The following is a 16,495-nucleotide window of genomic DNA, read 5'->3' as shown; positions in this document are numbered from 1 at the left end:
GGGGCTGCATGCACTGATGAGGCTTGCCTTAAGGAACAAGCTTACGGGTTAGGTGTCAAGCTTATAGAGTTCACCGTTGTGAGTGCTTTCGGCGGCTATGGGATGGGGAGGAGGTACAGGGTTGTTGTGACGGCGCCTATCCGCGAGGAGGGTATCAGGTTGCTCCAGAGGGAGGCTGAAGTCTTCGTCTTCAGTGAACCCCCTAGAACCGAGGAGGAACTGATCGAGGCGGTTAGGGAGGCCGACGGCCTTCTCGTCTCCTTGAACGTGGAGCCCGTCACTAGTAAAGTTATCGAGAGTGCGGGAAAGCTGAGGGTGATAGCTAGGCACGGCATAGGCTATGATAACGTTGACGTGCAAGCGGCGACCCAGCGTGGAATCTGGGTTACAATAGCCCCGGTTAGCTCTGAGACTGTGGCTGACATGGCTTTTGCTCACCTGCTGTGCCTTGCGAGGAAAGTCCACCCAGCTACGCAGTACATTAAGTCGGGGAAGTGGGTATCCAGGAACCCTTTCCTCTTCATGGGCTTCGACGTTTGGGGAAAGACCCTTGGGATCATCGGGCTTGGGAGAATCGGCCAGGCTGTGGCGAGGAGAGCTAAAGGCTTTGGAATGAGGGTGATTTACTACGACAAGGTGAGGAGAGAGAACGCTGAGAGAGAGCTGGGCGTCGAGTTCCACAACTTAGAGTACCTGCTCAGGGAGTCTGACTTCGTAACACTTCACGTGCCACTAACCCCGGAGACATACCACATGATCGGCGAGAGAGAGCTGCGGATGATGAAGCCCACAGCAATACTCGTCAACACCTCCCGCGGCGCCATCATCGACACGCAAGCCCTTGCCAAAGCCCTAAGGGAGGGCTGGATCGCCGGCGCGGGACTCGATGTTTTCGAGCGCGAACCCCTCCCGCCCGACGACCCCCTCTTGACGCTAGGCGACGATGTAAACTTAACAATGACCCCTCACATAGCTTCAAACACCGTTGAGTGCAGAGTGAGGCTTGCGGTCACAGCGGCAGAGGAGATACTCAGAGTCCTACATGGCGAGGCTCCTAGATTCCCGGTGAACCCTGAGGTCGCGGATGTTCTCAAAGCGCGTAAGATGCAGTGAAGTACCGATCCCCGGCCTGAGAGCCCTGCGGGGTTGCAGCGTAGTGCAGGTTCTGAGAGAGGTTAACGTAGCGGTTAGCGGTAGCGGAGCATGAGGCGCGTCGCGAATTTTTCTCCGTAATCACTGAGGCTCAAGGCTTTCGGAGCCGGGCCGCGTGCTACACAACTACCGGTATCTTCGCCTTCCTGAGGAGCTCCCGGAAGTCCTCTAAGTCGAGCCCCGCGAACAGCGCGGCCCTCCTGATGTCTCCCGTCTCGACGTAGTACCTCAGGGCCGCCCTAACCCTGGGCGGCTGCCTCTCGATAAAAACCCAGTCAGCGCGCTCCCTCCTAACCCTCCTAGCCTCCTCCTCGAGCTCAGCCCACTTCCTTTTCTTCTCCTCTATACTACTTTCACCCACAGACCTCACCCCTCACCAGCTCCAGTGCCTTGGCTAAATCTCTCCTTGGGAAGAAGTGCCCCGTATCAGCCTCGTAGGCTTCGAAGAGCGCGCCTACCTCTGCGCAGTCCACTTTGAGCGCGCCCTCCCTCACCGCCGCGACGAGAAGCTCGAGGGCTCTCCAGACGATGACGCTCGCGTAGGGCTCCAGGAAGTCCACGGCCATTATTGCACCCTTGTTCTCCGTCAGCACGGTGTAGCCCCTCCTTCTCCCAACCACCAAGCAGAGGGCCTCGGGCAGGTCCACGGGCACAGCTAACCTAAGCCTCCTCGACTCTTCAACGAGCCTCCTAGCCTCCTCGAGCTCGTCTGGTGTTTCCGTGTACACAGACATCCCTCCTGCGGCGAGGGAGGAGGCAACCCACTCGACGGTGTTCTCGGATTTTATCTCCCTTAGAACTGACTCGGGTACAAAAACGGTGCTGAAAACCCTGAAGATTAGATCCCTGTGCCGAAAGCGGGCCCAGTCGATTACAAAGCATGTATCAGCTATCGCGAACCTAGCCGACATTCGGTATCCTAGCCCTCACTCTGAGCTCGTTAAACTCCTCGACAGTTAAACCCGCTATCCTCGAAGCCACGTACATGTCTCCCGTCTCGACGTAGTACCTCAGGGCCGCCCTAACCCTGGGCGGCTGCCTCTCGATAAAAACCCAGTCAGCGCGCTCCCTCCTAACCCTCCTAGCCTCCTCCACGTCCTCCAGCGACACACGCGCCCTTAGTTCGAGCATCTCCATTACTTACTGCTTGGGCCTCGCTATTAAACCTTCCTGCGAGCAGGATTTCGATGAGTGAAGCTGTTCGCCGATTTGAAAGCAGTCAAACCAACACTGGTTTCGCTAACTGAAATGCACTTTCACCTGCTGCGACGCGGTCACGCCGTGCTGGGGGGAGAGCTATGGGTCTCCGGGCGTTTTTGCGAAGTCCGGCTTGTAGTAGTCCTGCGTCGCCTTCAAAACCCACACGTTCTTCGCCTTTGCCTCCTCGACGAGCTCCGGTAGCGCGAGGGAAGTGTAGATGACCAGTACCGTTTTAGGCCTCAGCTTCTCCGGGTACCTGCTCTTCAGGAGCTCGAGCTTCTTCAGGAGCCTGCGCAGCTCACCCAGCCCGCTCCTAACCGCTACCTCGCCAACGACGCACACATCGCCGGACACGCCGTAGACGTCGACCTCCAGCTCTGGGAGGACGAGGGGGGCGAGCTCTACGTCTAAGCCCAGCTCAGCCTTAAGCCTGTGCCTGATGATTGACCTCGCCTCCTCCTCTATGTCTACCGTGAGCTTCTCAAGGGTGCGCTCCACTCTCACAAGCCTCCTGTCCAAAGCCCGAATAGCCCTGTTAAAGTCTTCCCTAAGCATTTTCTGCTCCTCCCTGATAGCCTTAATCTCCTCCCTGATGCCTTTGATTTCCTTCCAGATTTTTTCCTGCTCCTCAGCCAATGCGTCCAGCCTCTTGAGGAGCTCGAGCACCCCAAGGTAGCCTGCCACAGCGTACCGGAACTCTCGATCCTCCTCCAGTAGCTTCAGGAACTCCTCTCTGAGCGAAGCCATAGCCCTGCTAGCTAGTAGTTGCTACGGCTTAAAAAATTAATAAGCCTAGCGGGGGTAGGTCCCAGTTGCCAAGCCGACGAGTAAGGGAAAAACAGCGCCAAGCTCAAAAACCTGATATTTTGTGTAGAGAGCCGCATAGGGGGCTGTAGGGGGTGGAGAGAAAGGGTGCCGGTAGCGCTTTAACGCTGAGGGCGCTCCGTTCCCGCCCTAGCGGGGTATAGGGGTCTCTGTATGTACTCAACGCCCGGCCTTTGCTGGTGTGTCTGCGGGTAAAGCTCCATCAGCGCGTACACCTCCGGCGGCACGTCCGTCCTTACGGGAAGCCCCATGCTCCTGGCCTCCTCCACGGTTATGGGGTAGTCGTGGGTGTATCCGCCCTCGGTCAGCTTCTTCGCGACCTCGAGGGCCTTCTCCCTGGGCATTTTCCCGTCGAGCAGAGAGACTATTATGCCCTGAACCTCCCTGAGCGCCTTCTCGGCTATGTCGGCGTACACCAGCATCTCGTCCGACGCCTTGTCCCCCCGCTCCCTCGCGACTCTCACGATGCTCGGCGCCGGCAGAACCCCCATCTGCGTCTGGATCTGCGGGTCGAGGGGCCCGAGGACGGCGTCCGGGTCCATGTATATCTCATCAGCCGCGAGGGCGATCAGGGTGCCGCCGCTCATCGCGTAGTGCGGGACGATGACGATCTTACGGGCAGGGTGCCTCTTCAAGGCCATCGCGATCTGCGCCGCGGCCAGGACGAGTCCACCGGGGGTGTGCAGGATCAGCGCTATCGGCATGTCGGGCGGAGTGGACCTTATAGCCCTTATAACGGCCTCGGAGTCGTCCACGTCTATGTACCTGTACACCGGTATCCCGAAGAAGCTCACCGTCTCCTGCCTGTGGATAAGCGTCACAACCCTCCAGCCGTACCTCTCCTCGATACGCCTTATGACCCTCATCCTCGCGTTAGTTAGCGCCCTCATCGCCAACTGCGGGTTGACGAAAACGTACAGCATCAAGAGCCAGAACAGCAGGGACACCACATCCGAGAAGCCGTCCAAACCAAGACACCCACGTACCCCCATCAACGTGGAAAAATAAAAACCTTCGCAGCCCAGGGGCCCTGCGGTGAGCTAAATTGAAAACGCAACACCCGCACCTGAACAGCCGCGCCTCGTCGGCGAGAACCTCTTCGCGGTTCTCAGGCAAGTCCCAGCAGGCTACCACCGGGACTCAAGCCCTAAGCGGGCAGAGAAAAGTGCCCGAAGCTCAGGGGCGGAGCCCTCCAAGTATATTTGTCTCGATGAGCTTTTCCAGCCTGTACACCTCGAAGCTGTACTTCTCCCCCGCCACCTCTACCGTAGAGTAAGCCTCCACTACGAGCCTCGTCCGCTCCCCGTTCCTGATATGCGTCACCCACCACCTGCTGAGGAAGCTTGGGTTCAGGCTCGTTGTGAAGAGTAGCACGGTGTCCTTCCCTGGGCTCAGCACGACGATTCTTCGCGTCGAGCCCTCTCCCACCTCCACGCCATTCACGTACACCTTGTACTCGATCACAGGCAGAGGGATGGGGAGCGGCTGAGGGTTAAACAGCACAAGCTTGTGGTTCACCTCGACCCCTTCGGGTCCCACGCTACCCCATCTGGTCTCGAGCTCCTTCAGAAACAGCACCAGCGGCCCCAGCGATACCTCCTGGGGCTCCGTCACGTTCAGCCCCGAGAGGAGGTCCGTCTTGAAGGTGAACTCCTTGTCAAACGGGTAGGAGGCCTCCGCTAGCTTCAAGTCTATGACAGCCACTCCACTTACCCTGATCTCCGTCCTCTCCCCCCGCGACACGTGAGATACAAACCACTCCGGAATCTTCTCGTTGTCCAGGAAGCCCCTCAGAGTTATCGTAGTGTTCCCTCTGCCAGCCAAAGCGTAACCTCCACACTCACCTGACCCCACCCTTAAGCCGTTCATGTACAAGTCGAATGTCACCCTCTTGACCTCTATCTGGAAAGGGTTTGGGTTGTAGACCACAACCCTAGCCAGCACCTCGGTCACGCTGTCGTTCACCCCACCCCACGAAAGCTCAACACCCACCACCTCAGGCTTCACAGCCTCACCGGGAGCCCTGAAGCCGTACCAGTAGAGGTAGCCCAGCGCAAAAGCTACAACAGCCCCCACCAAAGCGGCGAGCAGCACCCCCCTTCTCTTCCCACCCACCTGCAAGCACACCTTTTAGAGGAAAAAGCGCGGCCAACGCGCTTAAAGCTTACGACGCGTACTGATAGTCTTTTAACCCTTCTCCCTTTTCTTCCCGTTTTCGACCCATTAATTCCCTCGCTTCGAGCGGACTAGAGAGGGGGTTGCTGGTGGGTGGCCGAGCAACACCTACACGCCTCCTCGGCTCCCATCAGCCACAGCCTCTGTGAACGCTTATAACCCTCCTCGCGCGCTTAGCCATGATAGTCGAGGTAAGCGGAGGTCTGGGAGAGCGTCGCCAGGCGGCTCGAGCTGACGGGACTCGTTAAGGTGTTGTGGCGCCTGAGGCAGCCCTGCCGCACAGCCCCTAGTGGGCGCAGGTTGGCGGGGCGGACCGAAGGCGCGGAGCCCATGAGTACCCCGAAGAGGGGGCCCCGGATCAGTGAAGGAATCGATGTGCCAGGCGCGGCCAGGTACCCGAACGCACACCCGGCTGGAACTACTCATGAGGCATACGACGAAGAGAGCTCGCGGAGAGCTTTAGAGGCCGCTAGGAAAATACTAGAGTACGCGGAGAAGGTGATACGCTGTGGGGGTTGAGAGAGAGCTGGAAGAGGTCATGGAAAGGCTCCGGAGGGAGTTCGGCGCCAAAGCCGTCTTACTGTTTGGGTCAAGAGCGAGGGCGACTGGAAGCCCTGGAGCGACTTTGACCTGCTAATCATATCAGACTTCAAGGAAAAGTACCTGGACAGGGTCGGCAGGGTACTTGAAGCGCTGGGAGATATACCGATAGAGGTTGAGCCGCACCCCTACACGCTGGAGGAGGCACTCGCCATGCTCAAGAAGTGCAACCCGCTGATCGTGGACGCGCTAGAGGAGGGGAAGGTGCTGTACGCGACAGAGGAGTACGGAAGACTCCTGGATGCCTACGAGGAGCTGAAGAAAAGGGGGTTAAGGCGAACAGAGACAACGATAGTAATACCCAGCGACGCAACTTAGCCGTAAAAACGCTCAGGCAAAGAGCTTCCAGACTTCCCGTAAGCGAAGTCAGGGCGACACACTTTAAACAACTCACCGCTACAGAGACACACCTTGGCGCCTCGGCTCCCAGCAATTCTTCCAAAGCGCTTACGACGCCTTGCAGGGCCAGGATGTTACCTTATGCCGTTTTCGAGCTCGTGCATTCCAAGAAGGATCTTATTAATGTGCTCTCCTCTTAAATTACCACATCACTGTTCTGCCGGGAACTTTAGCTCAGCCAGTAAAATCGTATCCGTAACGACTTCTCCTTTTCGTTTAAGCTCTTCATCCGCTGTGACCAATTTGGCTTTTAACCTCTTCGAAAGCCAGAGATACGTTGCATCGTATGTTGTTAATCCCGTGGTGGTGGCTAACCCGAGGATCTCAGCGGCCTCCTGCCAGGATACTTGGACTAGGTTTATTCCAAGGAAGCCAACAGCTTTGAGGGCTTCGGCTCCATCCTGTGGTTCTAGGACTTTGCTCTTAACAGCTTTAGATATCGCCGAGGCAAGCTCATAAACTATAAGCTCGGGTGCATACGCTTCTAACCGGCCAAGGACGATACCATTCTTTAATGCTTTGGCCTCTTTCTCCCAAGGCTCACCGGGTATAATCCATTTTACAGCAACACTTGCATCTACCACTAACCTTACCTTCGTTCTCTCTCCTCCCTCAGCCACCTCACAACAACCTCTGTCGGCACCCTCACAGCTCTAGCTTGGATCTCATCAAGCTTTTTTGATGCCTCCTTTGCAAGCTCCTCCCTTATTCTTGCCTTTATCACCTCCCTAAGGTACTCACTCCAGTTAACATTCACTTGCCGCATCAACTCCCTCAGCTCTTCCGGAACCTTCACAGATACGTTCACAAGCCTACCCAAATAGCTCACCATTCCAGACTACCATCCGGTATATATTAATGTTGCCTTGTATAAGATACCCCTATAGTAGACTTAAGGAGGAATCCCTACGTCCTTTAACCACCCTACCGTTTTTATTCCCCTTTACAGAATTGTAGACTGGAAAACCCGAAGCGGCTAAAAGCCAGCTACGAGAAAAGGTCTGAGTAGCTTAAGAACACCAAGAAGCATGCAGAGACCTTAAAAGACCTTTAACGGGAAAACCGCTGTCCTCAGTTAAGGCTTCCAAGCTTTTACTGAAGCATGAGAGCAGCCCCCTTAGCCAAGATCTCCCCAGCTTCGCGCATGTACTTTTCACAGAGTTTCAGGTAAAGTCCAGCTTTTTGCGATCCTCCGCGTTGAGAACCCCTAGTACAGCTTCACTGGCAAGCTCCTCTAGGGATCTGCCCTTGGACCATCGCCCCCAAAGACCCTTCAAAGTCTTATCAGAGAGATCGTGTCTCGGCAGCACCCCGATGACTGCCTGACCGGGGGGCGTGGCAGGGCTAGCCGAAGGCGCTGAGCCTATGACAAACCGAGAAGGGGCATCGTATTAGTGGAGGAGCAGATACGCCGGGGCGCAGACTGGTTCGAACCAACGCCGCTGCAGAGAGCCTGCCAGCTTACTCGACTAACCGCGGCAACAGGACTAACTTAGGGAAGAAGCTGGCGAGAAGCTAGGCCGGCGGCTAGTACTCCCTACCCACTATGAGGTACACGTTCAGCTCCGCAGCCCTTCTCCTGAGGTGCTCAACGACGTCGGCCGGCGCTGTCTCCACAGCTAAGACCTTCACGTAGGCCTTCCTCCCCGTGAACCTCTCCGCGGCCTCCACGTTCGACAGCAGCTTCGCTAGCTCCCGCTCCGCCTCCTCTATGGTTCTGAGAGACGTCGTGGCCTCGCCCACCACTAGGGGTTCTGGGCAGAAGACATCCACCTCCCTGAACCCGTCCACAGGCAGAGTGACGTTCACCCTAACACCGCATATGAAGCCTCTCTCGGAGAGCAAAGCCTTCACCACGTTGGCCGTGTAGTACTCAAAGGCGCCGCCAAGCGAGTCCCTGATCTCCGCTAAGGCCGTCATAAGCCACCTGAACTTCCTGTCGGCCTCCTCCCATCTCCTAGCATTCTCCTCCCACCGCTTAGCGTTCTCCTCCCATCTCCTCATGTTTTCCTCCCACAGTCTCGCGTTTTCCTCCCATCTCTTGTTGAGCTCCTCCCACCTCTTCTCATTCTCCTCCCACCGCTTAGCATTCTCCTCCCATCTTCTAGCGTTCTCCTCCCACCTCTTCGCGCTCTCCCGCACGAAGGCATTAAAGTCCTCCCTGAGCTTCCTGAGCTCCTCGAGGATCTCGCCGAGGCCCAGCAGGCCAGCCACCGCTAGCCTGAACTCCTCATCCTCTCGCAGCAGCCTTAGCAGCTCAAGCTTCAGGTCAGAGCCCATACCCTTAACCCTTACCTCACGTTACCAATAAGAAGGGTTCTATAAAAACCTGCTATAATGCTTCAGCCGCAACCGCGCCCAGCTACCTCGCCTCTCACCCCCTCGGCCCCTCAATACCATGGAAAGCTACCCGGGCGCGCGACAATGCCCCGCAGCAGGCTTACACCCCGGCCTCCTCAGCCCAAGCTCCACACCAAAGCCTTCGGCATGAGGAACACCAGCTACCATGGCCAGCGCCCTCGAGAGGCTCCGCTCGGCTAGCTTCGTCGGGGAGACGGTGGTCGGCAACACACGCTACGTCTACCTGACGGAGAGGGCCTGCGACCGCAGTGCTACTCGCCAAGCGCCAGCACCCACAGCGCCTTCTCGGTAACGGAAACGGTGACGCCTGCGTGGTGGGGGCTCCTCCTCAGGAAGCCGTAGTCCAGCAACTTCAGGTAGTACCCAGCTTTGTTTCCACTTTCAGCCTTTAAAGCGAAAAGGAGATAAGCCCCCTTAACCAGGTGGAGTAGTGAGTGTCACCAGTTCCCACCCCGGTCAGAGGGCCGTGGGTGGGTGCCCCGCGCGGCGCGAAGAGGGGATGTGCCCGCGGCGACGCGGGCTGAAGGCCGCTAGGACGCGGCCCGCCCCGAAAAGGGGCGACCCATGACACCCCTAAAGGGGGGTCCTCAGAAAAGTGAAGCGGGCAGATGTGCCAGGCGCGGCCAGTGAAGAGCTCTATCCATGCATAGGAGTCAACCACGATCTTCACCGCGATCCTCCTCGGTGAACGGTTTCACCCTTCCCCTGTCGATGCCGAAGACCTCCTCCAAAACCCCCTTCCTCTTCCTCACCACGAGCTCCCGTATGACCATGTCGAGGGATTTTACACCCATCTTTTGGCGTTCACGCTCCAGCATTCTGAGCGTTGACCTGGAGATCCTGATGGTTGTACTATCTCTGTTACGCATACAGATCACTTCGAATATAGTATACAAGTCTACATTATAAACATTATAAACAATATAAACAATAAACATAATCATCTTGAAGCTTACAGGTAACAGATCCAATCCACAGGCCGCGCCTTACTCACAGCTCTCTTCACCCTTCTGAGGAGCCCATCTCAGGAGGTCGCCGGGCAACGCTATCCAGATTCCAATGGCGCAGGAGTCAACGGTGAGACTCCATCCGGGCGAAGATTATGAGGACCTGAAGGGTACTGGTGGGGCTGGAAGAGAGGAACTTATATGAGCTACTTTATCCTTTCCATGAATCTCTCGGTGTCCTCGACAACCCCTCGGCGTGCTTCCGGATCGCCCAGCCCTCGCAGAAACTCACATGCATGGGACTAACCGACATCCAAAGCCTACCGAGCTCCTCATCACCAGTCTCCTCTACAAGCCCCTCACGTACTCCCGGAGCTAACCGTGACCTAAAAGCCTTACACCCTTCCGCTCGTAGGCTAAGCTCTTCAGCGCGAGGGCTACGGCGCTTCGAGCCTTTCACCAGCTTGCCTGAATTCGCCCTTGGCGAGCTTATCCCTAGCCTGCTTCATTAATACCGCCGCGGCTTCCCAGTAGAACTCAGCCAGGTTGCCCGGGTTGACCTACTCGGCTACTAGGCCCCTCGCGTAGCCCTCCGCTGACCGCCCCGCGCCTCAGCCATGCTTTTAAGCTTCCCATAATTTCTCCCAGGAGTACTTACGACGGTCACTCACCCTCCTCGTGTTATTAGTCAGCATTCACATTGAGAGATCCAGGAGTTTTCCGACAAAGTTAGCTGCATGAAGCAATGTCTCTTAAGCGGACTTCATCCTTCTCCTGGCGACTCCATGTGCTTATTTACCCCGGATATAGTCTCAACCCTTCTACCTCAGCCAGCCTGGCCAGCCTTTTATCGTAAGTCAAGAAGGCGTCGAACCCTCTAGCCGATGCGTGCTGAACAGCGTCGGCTATGTAGATCCCGTGCTTGAACACGTAGCCTATAGCACTGGCGAGCGCGTCGTATTTCAGCGACACCAGCCTCAGCTGGTTAAGCCTTGCGAGAAGCCTCGTCTCGCCGATGAACCTCGCGAAGACCTCTCTAGCATCCCCTATGACACCCCTCTTCTCATACTTGTCTAAAACGACGGCAACTTCACCTATGTTCCACACCGAGAAGCCGATCATGAGGTTCCCGGCATGAGCCTCTCTGTAGAGCGCGTCGACCCGCGAACTTCCCTCCTCGGTCACGTACCTCTCGACGGCGGCGCTAGTGTACAGGTAGGCTCTCTGAGCGCCCATCCCGGACCTCGCGCGCCACCTCCTCAGCCCTAAGCCCCGAGGGTCTGTTTGCTACAACCTCCGAGTCCGTATAAAACCTGCTCTCAAGGCCCAGTCTCCCGCAGAGCTCATCGAGGAAGCTCAACTCGTCGTACATCCGCAAGAGCTCCTCTACAACACCACTGAAACTCCTACCCTCCATCGCAAGCCTACTCTTAGCCCTCCTGACGACATCCTCCCTGAGTGAGAGGGTGACCTTGATCTTCCTAGCCAGGGCAATACACCGTCAGTAGATACGTAGGTTTAGATATTTATAGGGTTTCAAGCGTCAGAACGAAGCTGGCAGGCACCCGGTGAGAGAACAGCGAAAGCTACTTACGCCTCGATCGAAGCGCCACACCTCCTGCCCAAGAGAGTCGCCCTGAGCAGGCTATTGTAGCGCCTAAAGCAGCTAAGGCCAGTGAAAAGAGCCTTCGCCGCACCGGAGGTAGCGCCCTACCTGACAGTGCTCATTAAGCTATTTCCACGAGCCTCGCCCTCCGCCGGTACAGCTCGAGCATCTCCTCGGTTACCACGTGCACCTCAAAGGGGTCTCCGATGCCCTTCTCCCAGAGCCTCGCGAGCACCTCACCCGGCGACCTCCTCGTGACCACCAGCACGTCGATGTCGCTCGACAGAAGGTGCCTGCCCTCGGCCACGCTCCCGAAGAGGTAAACCCTGGCGTCCCGGTCCATCTCCCTGACTACCTCAGCGATAACCCTGAGGCGCTCCTCGAGGTTCCTGAAGACCTCCGCGCGTCGCTTAGCCTCTTCAACAAGAAGCCTCTCCGACAACCCTCTCAACCTCCTCAACAACCCTCCTGAGCAGCTCAACCTCCTCCCTAGTGTACTCCCTGCCCACGTACCTGGACGATATGTAGGCGTCCTCGAGGGCGCCTAACTCGACGGCGAATCCTTGGAGGAGCTCCCTAACCTCATCCCTACCGCTCACCTCGGCTACGAGCTCCAGCAGCCTCCTGACGCTACAAGTCCTAGGGGGGTCGACCCCCAGCTTCAGGAGGCAGGCCTTCAGGAACAGCTGGAGGGACTGCTCGAGGCTGAAAGCCGCTAGGTCGTAGAAACCCCTCTCGATCTGCATGAGAGCCGTCTCAAAGAACCTCCTGGACCTCTCTACAAGGTACCGGTGCTCCTCGAACCTAGCCAAAGCAGTCCACCCCCACTACACGCGGATCAGAGCCATGAGCTAACAGCCCGCTTGAACAGAGGCGAACGCCCAAAAATACCTTTCCTGCGTGAATTCCCCCGGATCCCCCGCCCGAGCAGCTTCTCCAGGATCTCTTGAATGCCTCATAAGGTTCGTTAGTGTTCATAATTTCACTCATGGGTTTCGAAATAGATAACTCGTCCGCATCATTGGTGAGGCTTCTGCAAGGTCATTGTCTTAAATTTCTTCAACAGCAAGAATCATCATTAATTGTAACGAATCGAGCGCGAAAGGCATTACTTTATACATTCAACTCCTTCAAGATCCTTGAACTCTTTATCACCTGTTAGAAATAACGCTCCATGCTTTCTGGCTAGAGCATAGCCTAAAGCATCTATGATAGATAGGTTTCTCCCCTCCTGCCTGAGTTTTATGCGTAATGCGGCAGCTTCAACATAGTCTTCATTTGTAGGTGTAACTATATCTACAGTAGCTCTAACTATGCTCAATACCACCAGCGCTCTATCCACTCCGTAATCTCGCACCAATGCATAGGCTAGTTCAAGTAAATTAAACTCACTTGTGATGAGCTCTTCCTCAGCATACTTCTCGTATGCTGGATTACCGCGAAGTATTTCTATAAGTGCGTAGGTATCAGCGTAGTAGCGAGGCAACGCCCTCAGCCATGGATACTCCTAAGCTCGTCTTTAAGTTTCTGCGCATCTATCTTCCAATCCCTCAGCAGTCCGTACATACATTCGATGCGTATACGCACACGTACACCGTTAGGGATGTTAAGCTTCTCCAAGGGCTTTAAGACACCCCCTTCGTATATAGCTTCAATGACCTTAGCCATCCATGATGTCAAGGTATAGAATACCTTATAAATCTTAGGTACATTAGGCTGTACGGCTACTCTCGAGCGGAGTTGCAAGTCACGCAGATAGGGAAAGAGCCTCAAGGCTTTTAGAAGAGGTTAAGAAGCCCCTCAGAGTAGTGGAGAGTCCCGTCTCATCAAACTTAAGCGAATTCATCGGTAATGTGAGAAATAGGTATACGCTGCGCCTCGGCGTGGTGGAGATAGTTGAAGCAGCAACATCGATAGGGCTACACATACTCCGTGAGCGGCTCAGTGAGGAAGCTGAAGGAACGTACAGGTATTTGGGAAGCTCGCAGAGCGTGGTGTACTGTCAAGGGATGCGGGCGGGGGATGATTAAGCTGGTCAGGCTGAGGAACTTGATCGTGCATAGGTACTGGGAGGTCGATGACGCAAGGGTATACAGGGAGGTTAAAGAGGAGGGTATTAGGCTGGTGAGGGGGTTCGTCGAGGAGGTTGAGCGGTATGCCTCTGGAGCTTGAGGAGAGGGAGCGTTTCAGGTTCTTCAGGCTGAAGCCTCGGGAGAGGGAGGAGCTTCTCGGGAAGCTTAGGAGGGGGCTTGAAAAGCACGAAGAGGTTCGGCTAGCTATCCTATATGGATCCTTCCTGAAGGGCTACCCCTTCAGAGACGTAGACGTGGCCGTGTACGTGGCGGCGGAGGGAGACCTCCTAGACTACAAGCTGAGGCTCGAGGGGGAGTTAGAGGAGAAACTGGGTTACCCAATCGACGTAGCAGTACTCACGAGGCCCCACCGTGGTTCGCGGAGAAGGTTCTGAAGGAGGGGCAACCGCTACTGCTAGAGAAGCTCCTACTGAAGGCCGTGAACGAGGAGCACCATCTGTTCGGCAGGAAAGCCCCTCAGGAGAGCTGATCCGGGCCAAGCTCTACCCCGCGCCTAGGTGGCCGTTTCTCGGTGCTGCCCCTCGACTCGCTCGCTGATGGCTGACACCAGCTTCTCAACCTCTCTCAACGAGTCCTCGACGTCCTCCTTCGTGGCCAGACCCTCGTAGAAGTTCCTGTGCATGGAGTCCGCCTTCAGGAAGGCCGTCCTAACCCACTCCCCCAGCTCCCTGGCAACCTCGTCCTTGTACAGCCAGAGATCCCTGTGGGACTCAATCCTCCGCCCCCCTCTCGCGAGCGCGTGCGCCTTAATAGCCAGAGCACAGGCACCCCAGACCTTCTCGCCGGCCTGCCTCAAGTCACCCTTCTCGAGCTCCCTCCAAGCCTGCCTAACCAGGCTACGCGCGGCTTCCAAGTACTCGACAGCCCCCTCCCCTGGATCCATCTCTCTGACCAAGAGATCCAAAATATACTCCTCAGGGCTCGCGCCACGCTTCTCGGCCTCCACCCTAATCCTCCTTGCAATGCTCTCGGCAAGCACCATAGACACGGGGCTCACCCGCCTACCAGCACTCTCTAACCTTTAAACCTAAACACCTCGATTTAAGCCTTAAAAATGAGCCCCTGTAGCCTATGCAAACACTGAGAGAAGGCGACTAAATCGTCCTCTTCGCCAAGAAGGGCGACACGGAAGTGCCCGGGGTCGACGCTCTGGAGGGCCTCAGGCTGGAGGTAGACCCTGCGACGAGGCAGCTAAAGAAGGTTAAAGCGCTACCAGCACTATGAGCATCTGCGCCCTTCCTCGCGGATTGTTTAAGCGTTTCTCTGGGCGTCTTCCTTCGCACCTAGGCAACAGTAGGAGTCATTAGGGAGGTCGGACCTTACCTAAGGCACTGCTCTGCATGCTAGCTGACGCCCTACTTTTCAAGTCGAAGCGCATTTCCGCGCACCGCCGCCAGCTCTTCAGCGTTCAGTATCGCAAACACCTCCCTATGACCTGCGCTCCAAGTCTTCTACAAGTCCCTCAGAGCCTCAGCGATAACCCTCTCAGGTGGCCGAACCGCATAGACGCCGCTTTCAGAAACTCGATCACCAGCCTCGGGTAGATGGCTCCTCTTCTAGCGAACCACTTAGTAATAGCCCCTGCACCAGGAACAAGGCTCACCCCCGCCTACAGTCCCTGAATTCCCTGATGATCTCGGCTAGAGTCTTCCCAGGCTTCGCTTTGCGGGAGACCTCATCCATGACCTTCAGAGCACAGTTAACCTCTTTCCCCCCTCCCTCAACCATCAATGCTCCTAACCACCTCGAGCTCCACTAGACCCCTCACATCTGGCGGTAGATTCACCACCCCATCGACATGAATCACGGGCCTAACAGCTCTAGTCTCGCTGTCGCCCCACCACACCCTGCACCTGACACCACTCCCCTCGAGCATCCTCACAACTTTATGTACTACCGCCTTCTTCAAAACCTTGAGAAGCTCGGCTCCAAGCCCCGTCAAATGGTAGTACTTGACACCGTTGTACTCCACGAGGTTTACAAACCCGTACTCCACCAGCCGCCTCAAGGTGTGGTGAAGCGTCGCAGGGTTGTAACCCCTCTCCACCAAGTCATCGGCAATCCTAGCCACGACCAGGTCATCCAGCAGCTTCGCAAGCCTGACAATGTTGATATAATCGCAAAAGAGGTTTTTCTCTTGCTTGACATACTGCTGAAGCCTAATACCTATATGGTAAGCAGCATCAGCATCTCCACCAGTAGTGTGAAGAACCACGTAAAGATCCCTATCAAGTTGCTCTCCGTACCTCTAATTCATGAAGAACCCTAGGTCGTCTACGACATCACGCGTGATGGGTGCGTCTTCATGGAATATTATACTGTAGTAATGTAGCCCCAAGCTTCTTCCTCAGCCATCACAAAAGGCTCAAGACTTGGCAAACTTCTTCACTCTTTCATGCATATTAGAGATTAGGGTTGTCAGATCTGGTTTGTAATAGTCCCCTGTGGCTTTCAGCAACCATACGCCCCTTTTCCTGGCCTCATCCACGAGCTCCGGAAGCGCGAGCGACACGTAAATAACCATTATCGTCTTCGGCCTCAGCTTATCCGGGTATCTGCTTCTCAACACCTCTGCCTTTTCCAGCAGCTTGTCCAGCACGCTCACACCACCCCTCACAGTGGCTTCGCCTATAACGCACAAGTCATCAGCTACACCGAAGATGTCGATCTCAAGATCCGGAAGAACCAGGGACCCAAGCTCGATATCCAAGCCGAGCTCTTCCCTAAGCCTGTACCTTATAATGGATCTCGCCTCATCTTCCACATCAACAGTGAGCTTCTCCAGCGTCCGCTCCACCCTCATAAGCCTCCTATCCATGACCTCGAACCTCTTGTCAATAGCCTGAAGGGCCCTGTTGAAGTCCTCCCTAAGCCTCGCCATCTCCTCATCATGTCTCTTAAATCCCTCGATCATGTCCTCCCTGAGCCTGTTAATGTCCTCTCTTAGCTTTACAAGCTCCTCCTCATGACGATCAAGCCTCTTCAGCACCTCATCAAGGCCTATCAAACCGGCTACCGCGTACCTAAACTCCTCATCCTCCCTTAACAGCTTAAGAACCCTCGACTTAAGCTCCACCAGCTCCATCTATAATCTCCAGCTGTGAGGGGAATAAAAACGTATCTAAGCTGAAGCAGCC

The 16,495-nt window shown here is 55.9% G+C and carries 28 protein-coding genes; 7 read left to right on the top strand and 21 right to left on the bottom strand.

Annotated elements, in window-relative coordinates:
• Nucleotides 1-102 precede the first annotated feature (102 nt).
• A complete protein-coding gene (locus MOV14_RS08775; protein WP_442786709.1) occupies nt 103-1,113 on the top strand; it encodes a 2-hydroxyacid dehydrogenase in 1,011 nt (336 codons plus the stop codon).
• 157 nt (nt 1,114-1,270) lie between these two features.
• Here the strand turns inward: MOV14_RS08775 and MOV14_RS08770 are convergent, their stop codons facing one another.
• From MOV14_RS08770 to MOV14_RS08745, 6 genes are all read right to left on the bottom strand, one after another.
• The gene (locus MOV14_RS08770) at nt 1,271-1,513 is read right to left on the bottom strand and encodes a hypothetical protein (protein WP_318536950.1); all 243 of its coding nucleotides are present in this window, start codon (nt 1,511-1,513) and stop codon (nt 1,271-1,273) included.
• Complete coding sequence (locus MOV14_RS08765; RefSeq protein WP_318536949.1) at nt 1,506-2,063, bottom strand: hypothetical protein; 558 nt, start codon at nt 2,061-2,063, stop codon at nt 1,506-1,508. The genes MOV14_RS08770 and MOV14_RS08765 overlap by 8 nt, the downstream gene beginning before the upstream one ends.
• A complete protein-coding gene (locus MOV14_RS08760; protein WP_318536948.1) occupies nt 2,053-2,289 on the bottom strand; it encodes a hypothetical protein in 237 nt (78 codons plus the stop codon). The genes MOV14_RS08765 and MOV14_RS08760 overlap by 11 nt, the downstream gene beginning before the upstream one ends.
• A 159-nt stretch (nt 2,290-2,448) precedes the next feature.
• Nucleotides 2,449-3,099, bottom strand: a complete 651-nt coding sequence (locus MOV14_RS08755) for a hypothetical protein (protein WP_318536947.1) — start codon at nt 3,097-3,099, stop codon at nt 2,449-2,451.
• 179 nt (nt 3,100-3,278) lie between these two features.
• Nucleotides 3,279-4,145 (bottom strand): SDH family Clp fold serine proteinase, encoded by an 867-nt coding sequence (locus tag MOV14_RS08750; protein ID WP_318536946.1) that lies wholly within the window; start codon nt 4,143-4,145, stop codon nt 3,279-3,281.
• Between the two features lie 208 nt (nt 4,146-4,353).
• Complete coding sequence (locus MOV14_RS08745) at nt 4,354-5,292, bottom strand: LEA type 2 family protein (protein WP_318536945.1); 939 nt, start codon at nt 5,290-5,292, stop codon at nt 4,354-4,356.
• A 390-nt stretch (nt 5,293-5,682) separates the two neighbouring features.
• Between MOV14_RS08745 and MOV14_RS08740 the strand changes: the two genes are divergently transcribed.
• From MOV14_RS08740 to MOV14_RS08735, 3 genes are all read left to right on the top strand, one after another.
• Nucleotides 5,683-5,871, top strand: coding sequence for a hypothetical protein (locus MOV14_RS08740; protein WP_318536944.1), 189 nt, complete (start codon nt 5,683-5,685; stop codon nt 5,869-5,871).
• Complete coding sequence (locus MOV14_RS09995; RefSeq protein ID WP_326403696.1) at nt 5,861-5,989, top strand: hypothetical protein; 129 nt, start codon at nt 5,861-5,863, stop codon at nt 5,987-5,989. Before MOV14_RS08740 ends, MOV14_RS09995 begins: the two co-directional genes overlap by 11 nt.
• 116 nt (nt 5,990-6,105) lie before the next feature.
• Entirely contained in the window at nt 6,106-6,270 is a 165-nt protein-coding gene (locus MOV14_RS08735; RefSeq protein WP_318536943.1) for a hypothetical protein, read from the top strand.
• Between the two features lie 230 nt (nt 6,271-6,500).
• Here the strand turns inward: MOV14_RS08735 and MOV14_RS08730 are convergent, their stop codons facing one another.
• The 10 genes from MOV14_RS08730 to MOV14_RS08685 all read right to left on the bottom strand — a co-directional run bounded on the left by MOV14_RS08730 (nt 6,501) and on the right by MOV14_RS08685 (nt 12,933).
• Complete coding sequence (locus MOV14_RS08730) at nt 6,501-6,971, bottom strand: type II toxin-antitoxin system VapC family toxin (RefSeq protein WP_318536942.1); 471 nt, start codon at nt 6,969-6,971, stop codon at nt 6,501-6,503.
• Nucleotides 6,941-7,171 (bottom strand): hypothetical protein, encoded by a 231-nt coding sequence (locus MOV14_RS08725; protein WP_318536941.1) that lies wholly within the window; start codon nt 7,169-7,171, stop codon nt 6,941-6,943. The genes MOV14_RS08730 and MOV14_RS08725 overlap by 31 nt, the downstream gene beginning before the upstream one ends.
• 707 nt (nt 7,172-7,878) lie before the next feature.
• The gene (locus tag MOV14_RS08720) at nt 7,879-8,631 is read right to left on the bottom strand and encodes a hypothetical protein (protein ID WP_318536940.1); all 753 of its coding nucleotides are present in this window, start codon (nt 8,629-8,631) and stop codon (nt 7,879-7,881) included.
• Nucleotides 8,632-9,365: 734 nt separating this feature from the next.
• On the bottom strand, nt 9,366-9,581 hold the full coding sequence (locus tag MOV14_RS08715) for a hypothetical protein (RefSeq protein WP_318536939.1): 216 nt from the start codon (nt 9,579-9,581) through the stop codon (nt 9,366-9,368).
• Nucleotides 9,582-10,454: 873 nt separating this feature from the next.
• Nucleotides 10,455-10,895, bottom strand: coding sequence for a type II toxin-antitoxin system VapC family toxin (locus MOV14_RS08710; RefSeq protein WP_318536938.1), 441 nt, complete (start codon nt 10,893-10,895; stop codon nt 10,455-10,457).
• Entirely contained in the window at nt 10,864-11,136 is a 273-nt protein-coding gene (locus MOV14_RS08705; RefSeq protein WP_326403766.1) for a DUF6364 family protein, read from the bottom strand. Before MOV14_RS08705 ends, MOV14_RS08710 begins: the two co-directional genes overlap by 32 nt.
• 250 nt (nt 11,137-11,386) lie before the next feature.
• Complete coding sequence (locus MOV14_RS08700; protein WP_318536936.1) at nt 11,387-11,707, bottom strand: nucleotidyltransferase domain-containing protein; 321 nt, start codon at nt 11,705-11,707, stop codon at nt 11,387-11,389.
• On the bottom strand, nt 11,685-12,077 hold the full coding sequence (locus tag MOV14_RS08695; RefSeq protein ID WP_318536935.1) for a HEPN domain-containing protein: 393 nt from the start codon (nt 12,075-12,077) through the stop codon (nt 11,685-11,687). The genes MOV14_RS08700 and MOV14_RS08695 overlap by 23 nt, the downstream gene beginning before the upstream one ends.
• A 296-nt stretch (nt 12,078-12,373) precedes the next feature.
• Nucleotides 12,374-12,751, bottom strand: a complete 378-nt coding sequence (locus tag MOV14_RS08690) for a PIN domain-containing protein (RefSeq protein ID WP_318536934.1) — start codon at nt 12,749-12,751, stop codon at nt 12,374-12,376.
• Between the two features lie 5 nt (nt 12,752-12,756).
• The gene (locus MOV14_RS08685) at nt 12,757-12,933 is read right to left on the bottom strand and encodes an antitoxin family protein (protein ID WP_318536933.1); all 177 of its coding nucleotides are present in this window, start codon (nt 12,931-12,933) and stop codon (nt 12,757-12,759) included.
• A 140-nt stretch (nt 12,934-13,073) separates the two neighbouring features.
• Between MOV14_RS08685 and MOV14_RS08680 the strand changes: the two genes are divergently transcribed.
• The 3 genes from MOV14_RS08680 to MOV14_RS08670 are packed head-to-tail and all read left to right on the top strand — an operon-like array spanning nt 13,074 to nt 13,732.
• Nucleotides 13,074-13,295, top strand: a complete 222-nt coding sequence (locus MOV14_RS08680) for a hypothetical protein (protein WP_318536932.1) — start codon at nt 13,074-13,076, stop codon at nt 13,293-13,295.
• Nucleotides 13,288-13,437: a HepT-like ribonuclease domain-containing protein gene (locus MOV14_RS08675; protein ID WP_318536931.1), complete on the top strand. Its 150-nt coding sequence runs from the start codon at nt 13,288-13,290 to the stop codon at nt 13,435-13,437. The genes MOV14_RS08680 and MOV14_RS08675 overlap by 8 nt, the downstream gene beginning before the upstream one ends.
• A complete protein-coding gene (locus MOV14_RS08670; protein ID WP_318536930.1) occupies nt 13,421-13,732 on the top strand; it encodes a nucleotidyltransferase domain-containing protein in 312 nt (103 codons plus the stop codon). Before MOV14_RS08675 ends, MOV14_RS08670 begins: the two co-directional genes overlap by 17 nt.
• Before the next feature lie 119 nt (nt 13,733-13,851).
• Here MOV14_RS08670 and MOV14_RS08665 read toward each other — a convergent pair whose 3' ends face one another.
• The 5 genes from MOV14_RS08665 to MOV14_RS08650 all read right to left on the bottom strand — a co-directional run bounded on the left by MOV14_RS08665 (nt 13,852) and on the right by MOV14_RS08650 (nt 16,443).
• Nucleotides 13,852-14,340: a PaREP1 family protein gene (locus tag MOV14_RS08665; protein WP_318538157.1), complete on the bottom strand. Its 489-nt coding sequence runs from the start codon at nt 14,338-14,340 to the stop codon at nt 13,852-13,854.
• A 480-nt stretch (nt 14,341-14,820) separates the two neighbouring features.
• Nucleotides 14,821-14,961 carry a hypothetical protein gene (locus tag MOV14_RS08660; protein WP_318536929.1) on the bottom strand — a complete coding sequence of 47 codons (141 nt, stop codon included), beginning with the start codon at nt 14,959-14,961 and terminating at the stop codon, nt 14,821-14,823.
• Nucleotides 14,958-15,086, bottom strand: coding sequence for a hypothetical protein (locus MOV14_RS09990; protein ID WP_326403691.1), 129 nt, complete (start codon nt 15,084-15,086; stop codon nt 14,958-14,960). The genes MOV14_RS08660 and MOV14_RS09990 overlap by 4 nt, the downstream gene beginning before the upstream one ends.
• Nucleotides 15,079-15,573 carry a hypothetical protein gene (locus tag MOV14_RS08655; protein WP_318536928.1) on the bottom strand — a complete coding sequence of 165 codons (495 nt, stop codon included), beginning with the start codon at nt 15,571-15,573 and terminating at the stop codon, nt 15,079-15,081. The genes MOV14_RS09990 and MOV14_RS08655 overlap by 8 nt, the downstream gene beginning before the upstream one ends.
• A gap of 150 nt (nt 15,574-15,723) precedes the next feature.
• On the bottom strand, nt 15,724-16,443 hold the full coding sequence (locus MOV14_RS08650) for a hypothetical protein (RefSeq protein ID WP_318536927.1): 720 nt from the start codon (nt 16,441-16,443) through the stop codon (nt 15,724-15,726).
• Nucleotides 16,444-16,495 lie beyond the last annotated feature (52 nt).

Origin of the sequence: Infirmifilum sp. NZ (genome assembly GCF_022693705.1) — an archaeon.
Lineage (GTDB): Archaea > Thermoproteota > Thermoprotei > Thermofilales > Thermofilaceae > Thermofilum.
Note: the sequence above shows the minus strand (reverse complement) of the source record. Positions and strands in the feature narration are given on the sequence as shown.

What these genes read in the sequence shown, in the direction of transcription:
- MOV14_RS08765 (WP_318536949.1), bottom strand. Translation starts at nt 2,063, where the DNA reads ATGTCGGCTAGGTTCGCGATAGCTGATACATGCTTTGTAATCGACTGG.
- MOV14_RS08775 (WP_442786709.1), top strand. Translation starts at nt 103, where the DNA reads ATGGGGAGGAGGTACAGGGTTGTTGTGACGGCGCCTATCCGCGAGGAG.
- MOV14_RS08675 (WP_318536931.1), top strand. Translation starts at nt 13,288, where the DNA reads ATGATTAAGCTGGTCAGGCTGAGGAACTTGATCGTGCATAGGTACTGG.
- MOV14_RS08715 (WP_318536939.1), bottom strand. Translation starts at nt 9,581, where the DNA reads ATGCGTAACAGAGATAGTACAACCATCAGGATCTCCAGGTCAACGCTC.
- MOV14_RS08755 (WP_318536947.1), bottom strand. Translation starts at nt 3,099, where the DNA reads ATGGCTTCGCTCAGAGAGGAGTTCCTGAAGCTACTGGAGGAGGATCGA.
- MOV14_RS08720 (WP_318536940.1), bottom strand. Translation starts at nt 8,631, where the DNA reads ATGGGCTCTGACCTGAAGCTTGAGCTGCTAAGGCTGCTGCGAGAGGAT.
- MOV14_RS08665 (WP_318538157.1), bottom strand. Translation starts at nt 14,340, where the DNA reads ATGGTGCTTGCCGAGAGCATTGCAAGGAGGATTAGGGTGGAGGCCGAG.
- MOV14_RS08740 (WP_318536944.1), top strand. Translation starts at nt 5,683, where the DNA reads ATGAGTACCCCGAAGAGGGGGCCCCGGATCAGTGAAGGAATCGATGTG.
- MOV14_RS08710 (WP_318536938.1), bottom strand. Translation starts at nt 10,895, where the DNA reads ATGGGCGCTCAGAGAGCCTACCTGTACACTAGCGCCGCCGTCGAGAGG.
- MOV14_RS08650 (WP_318536927.1), bottom strand. Translation starts at nt 16,443, where the DNA reads ATGGAGCTGGTGGAGCTTAAGTCGAGGGTTCTTAAGCTGTTAAGGGAG.
- MOV14_RS09990 (WP_326403691.1), bottom strand. Translation starts at nt 15,086, where the DNA reads ATGGTTGAGGGAGGGGGGAAAGAGGTTAACTGTGCTCTGAAGGTCATG.
- MOV14_RS08735 (WP_318536943.1), top strand. Translation starts at nt 6,106, where the DNA reads ATGCTCAAGAAGTGCAACCCGCTGATCGTGGACGCGCTAGAGGAGGGG.
- MOV14_RS08685 (WP_318536933.1), bottom strand. Translation starts at nt 12,933, where the DNA reads ATGGCTAAGGTCATTGAAGCTATATACGAAGGGGGTGTCTTAAAGCCC.
- MOV14_RS08670 (WP_318536930.1), top strand. Translation starts at nt 13,421, where the DNA reads ATGCCTCTGGAGCTTGAGGAGAGGGAGCGTTTCAGGTTCTTCAGGCTG.
- MOV14_RS08760 (WP_318536948.1), bottom strand. Translation starts at nt 2,289, where the DNA reads ATGGAGATGCTCGAACTAAGGGCGCGTGTGTCGCTGGAGGACGTGGAG.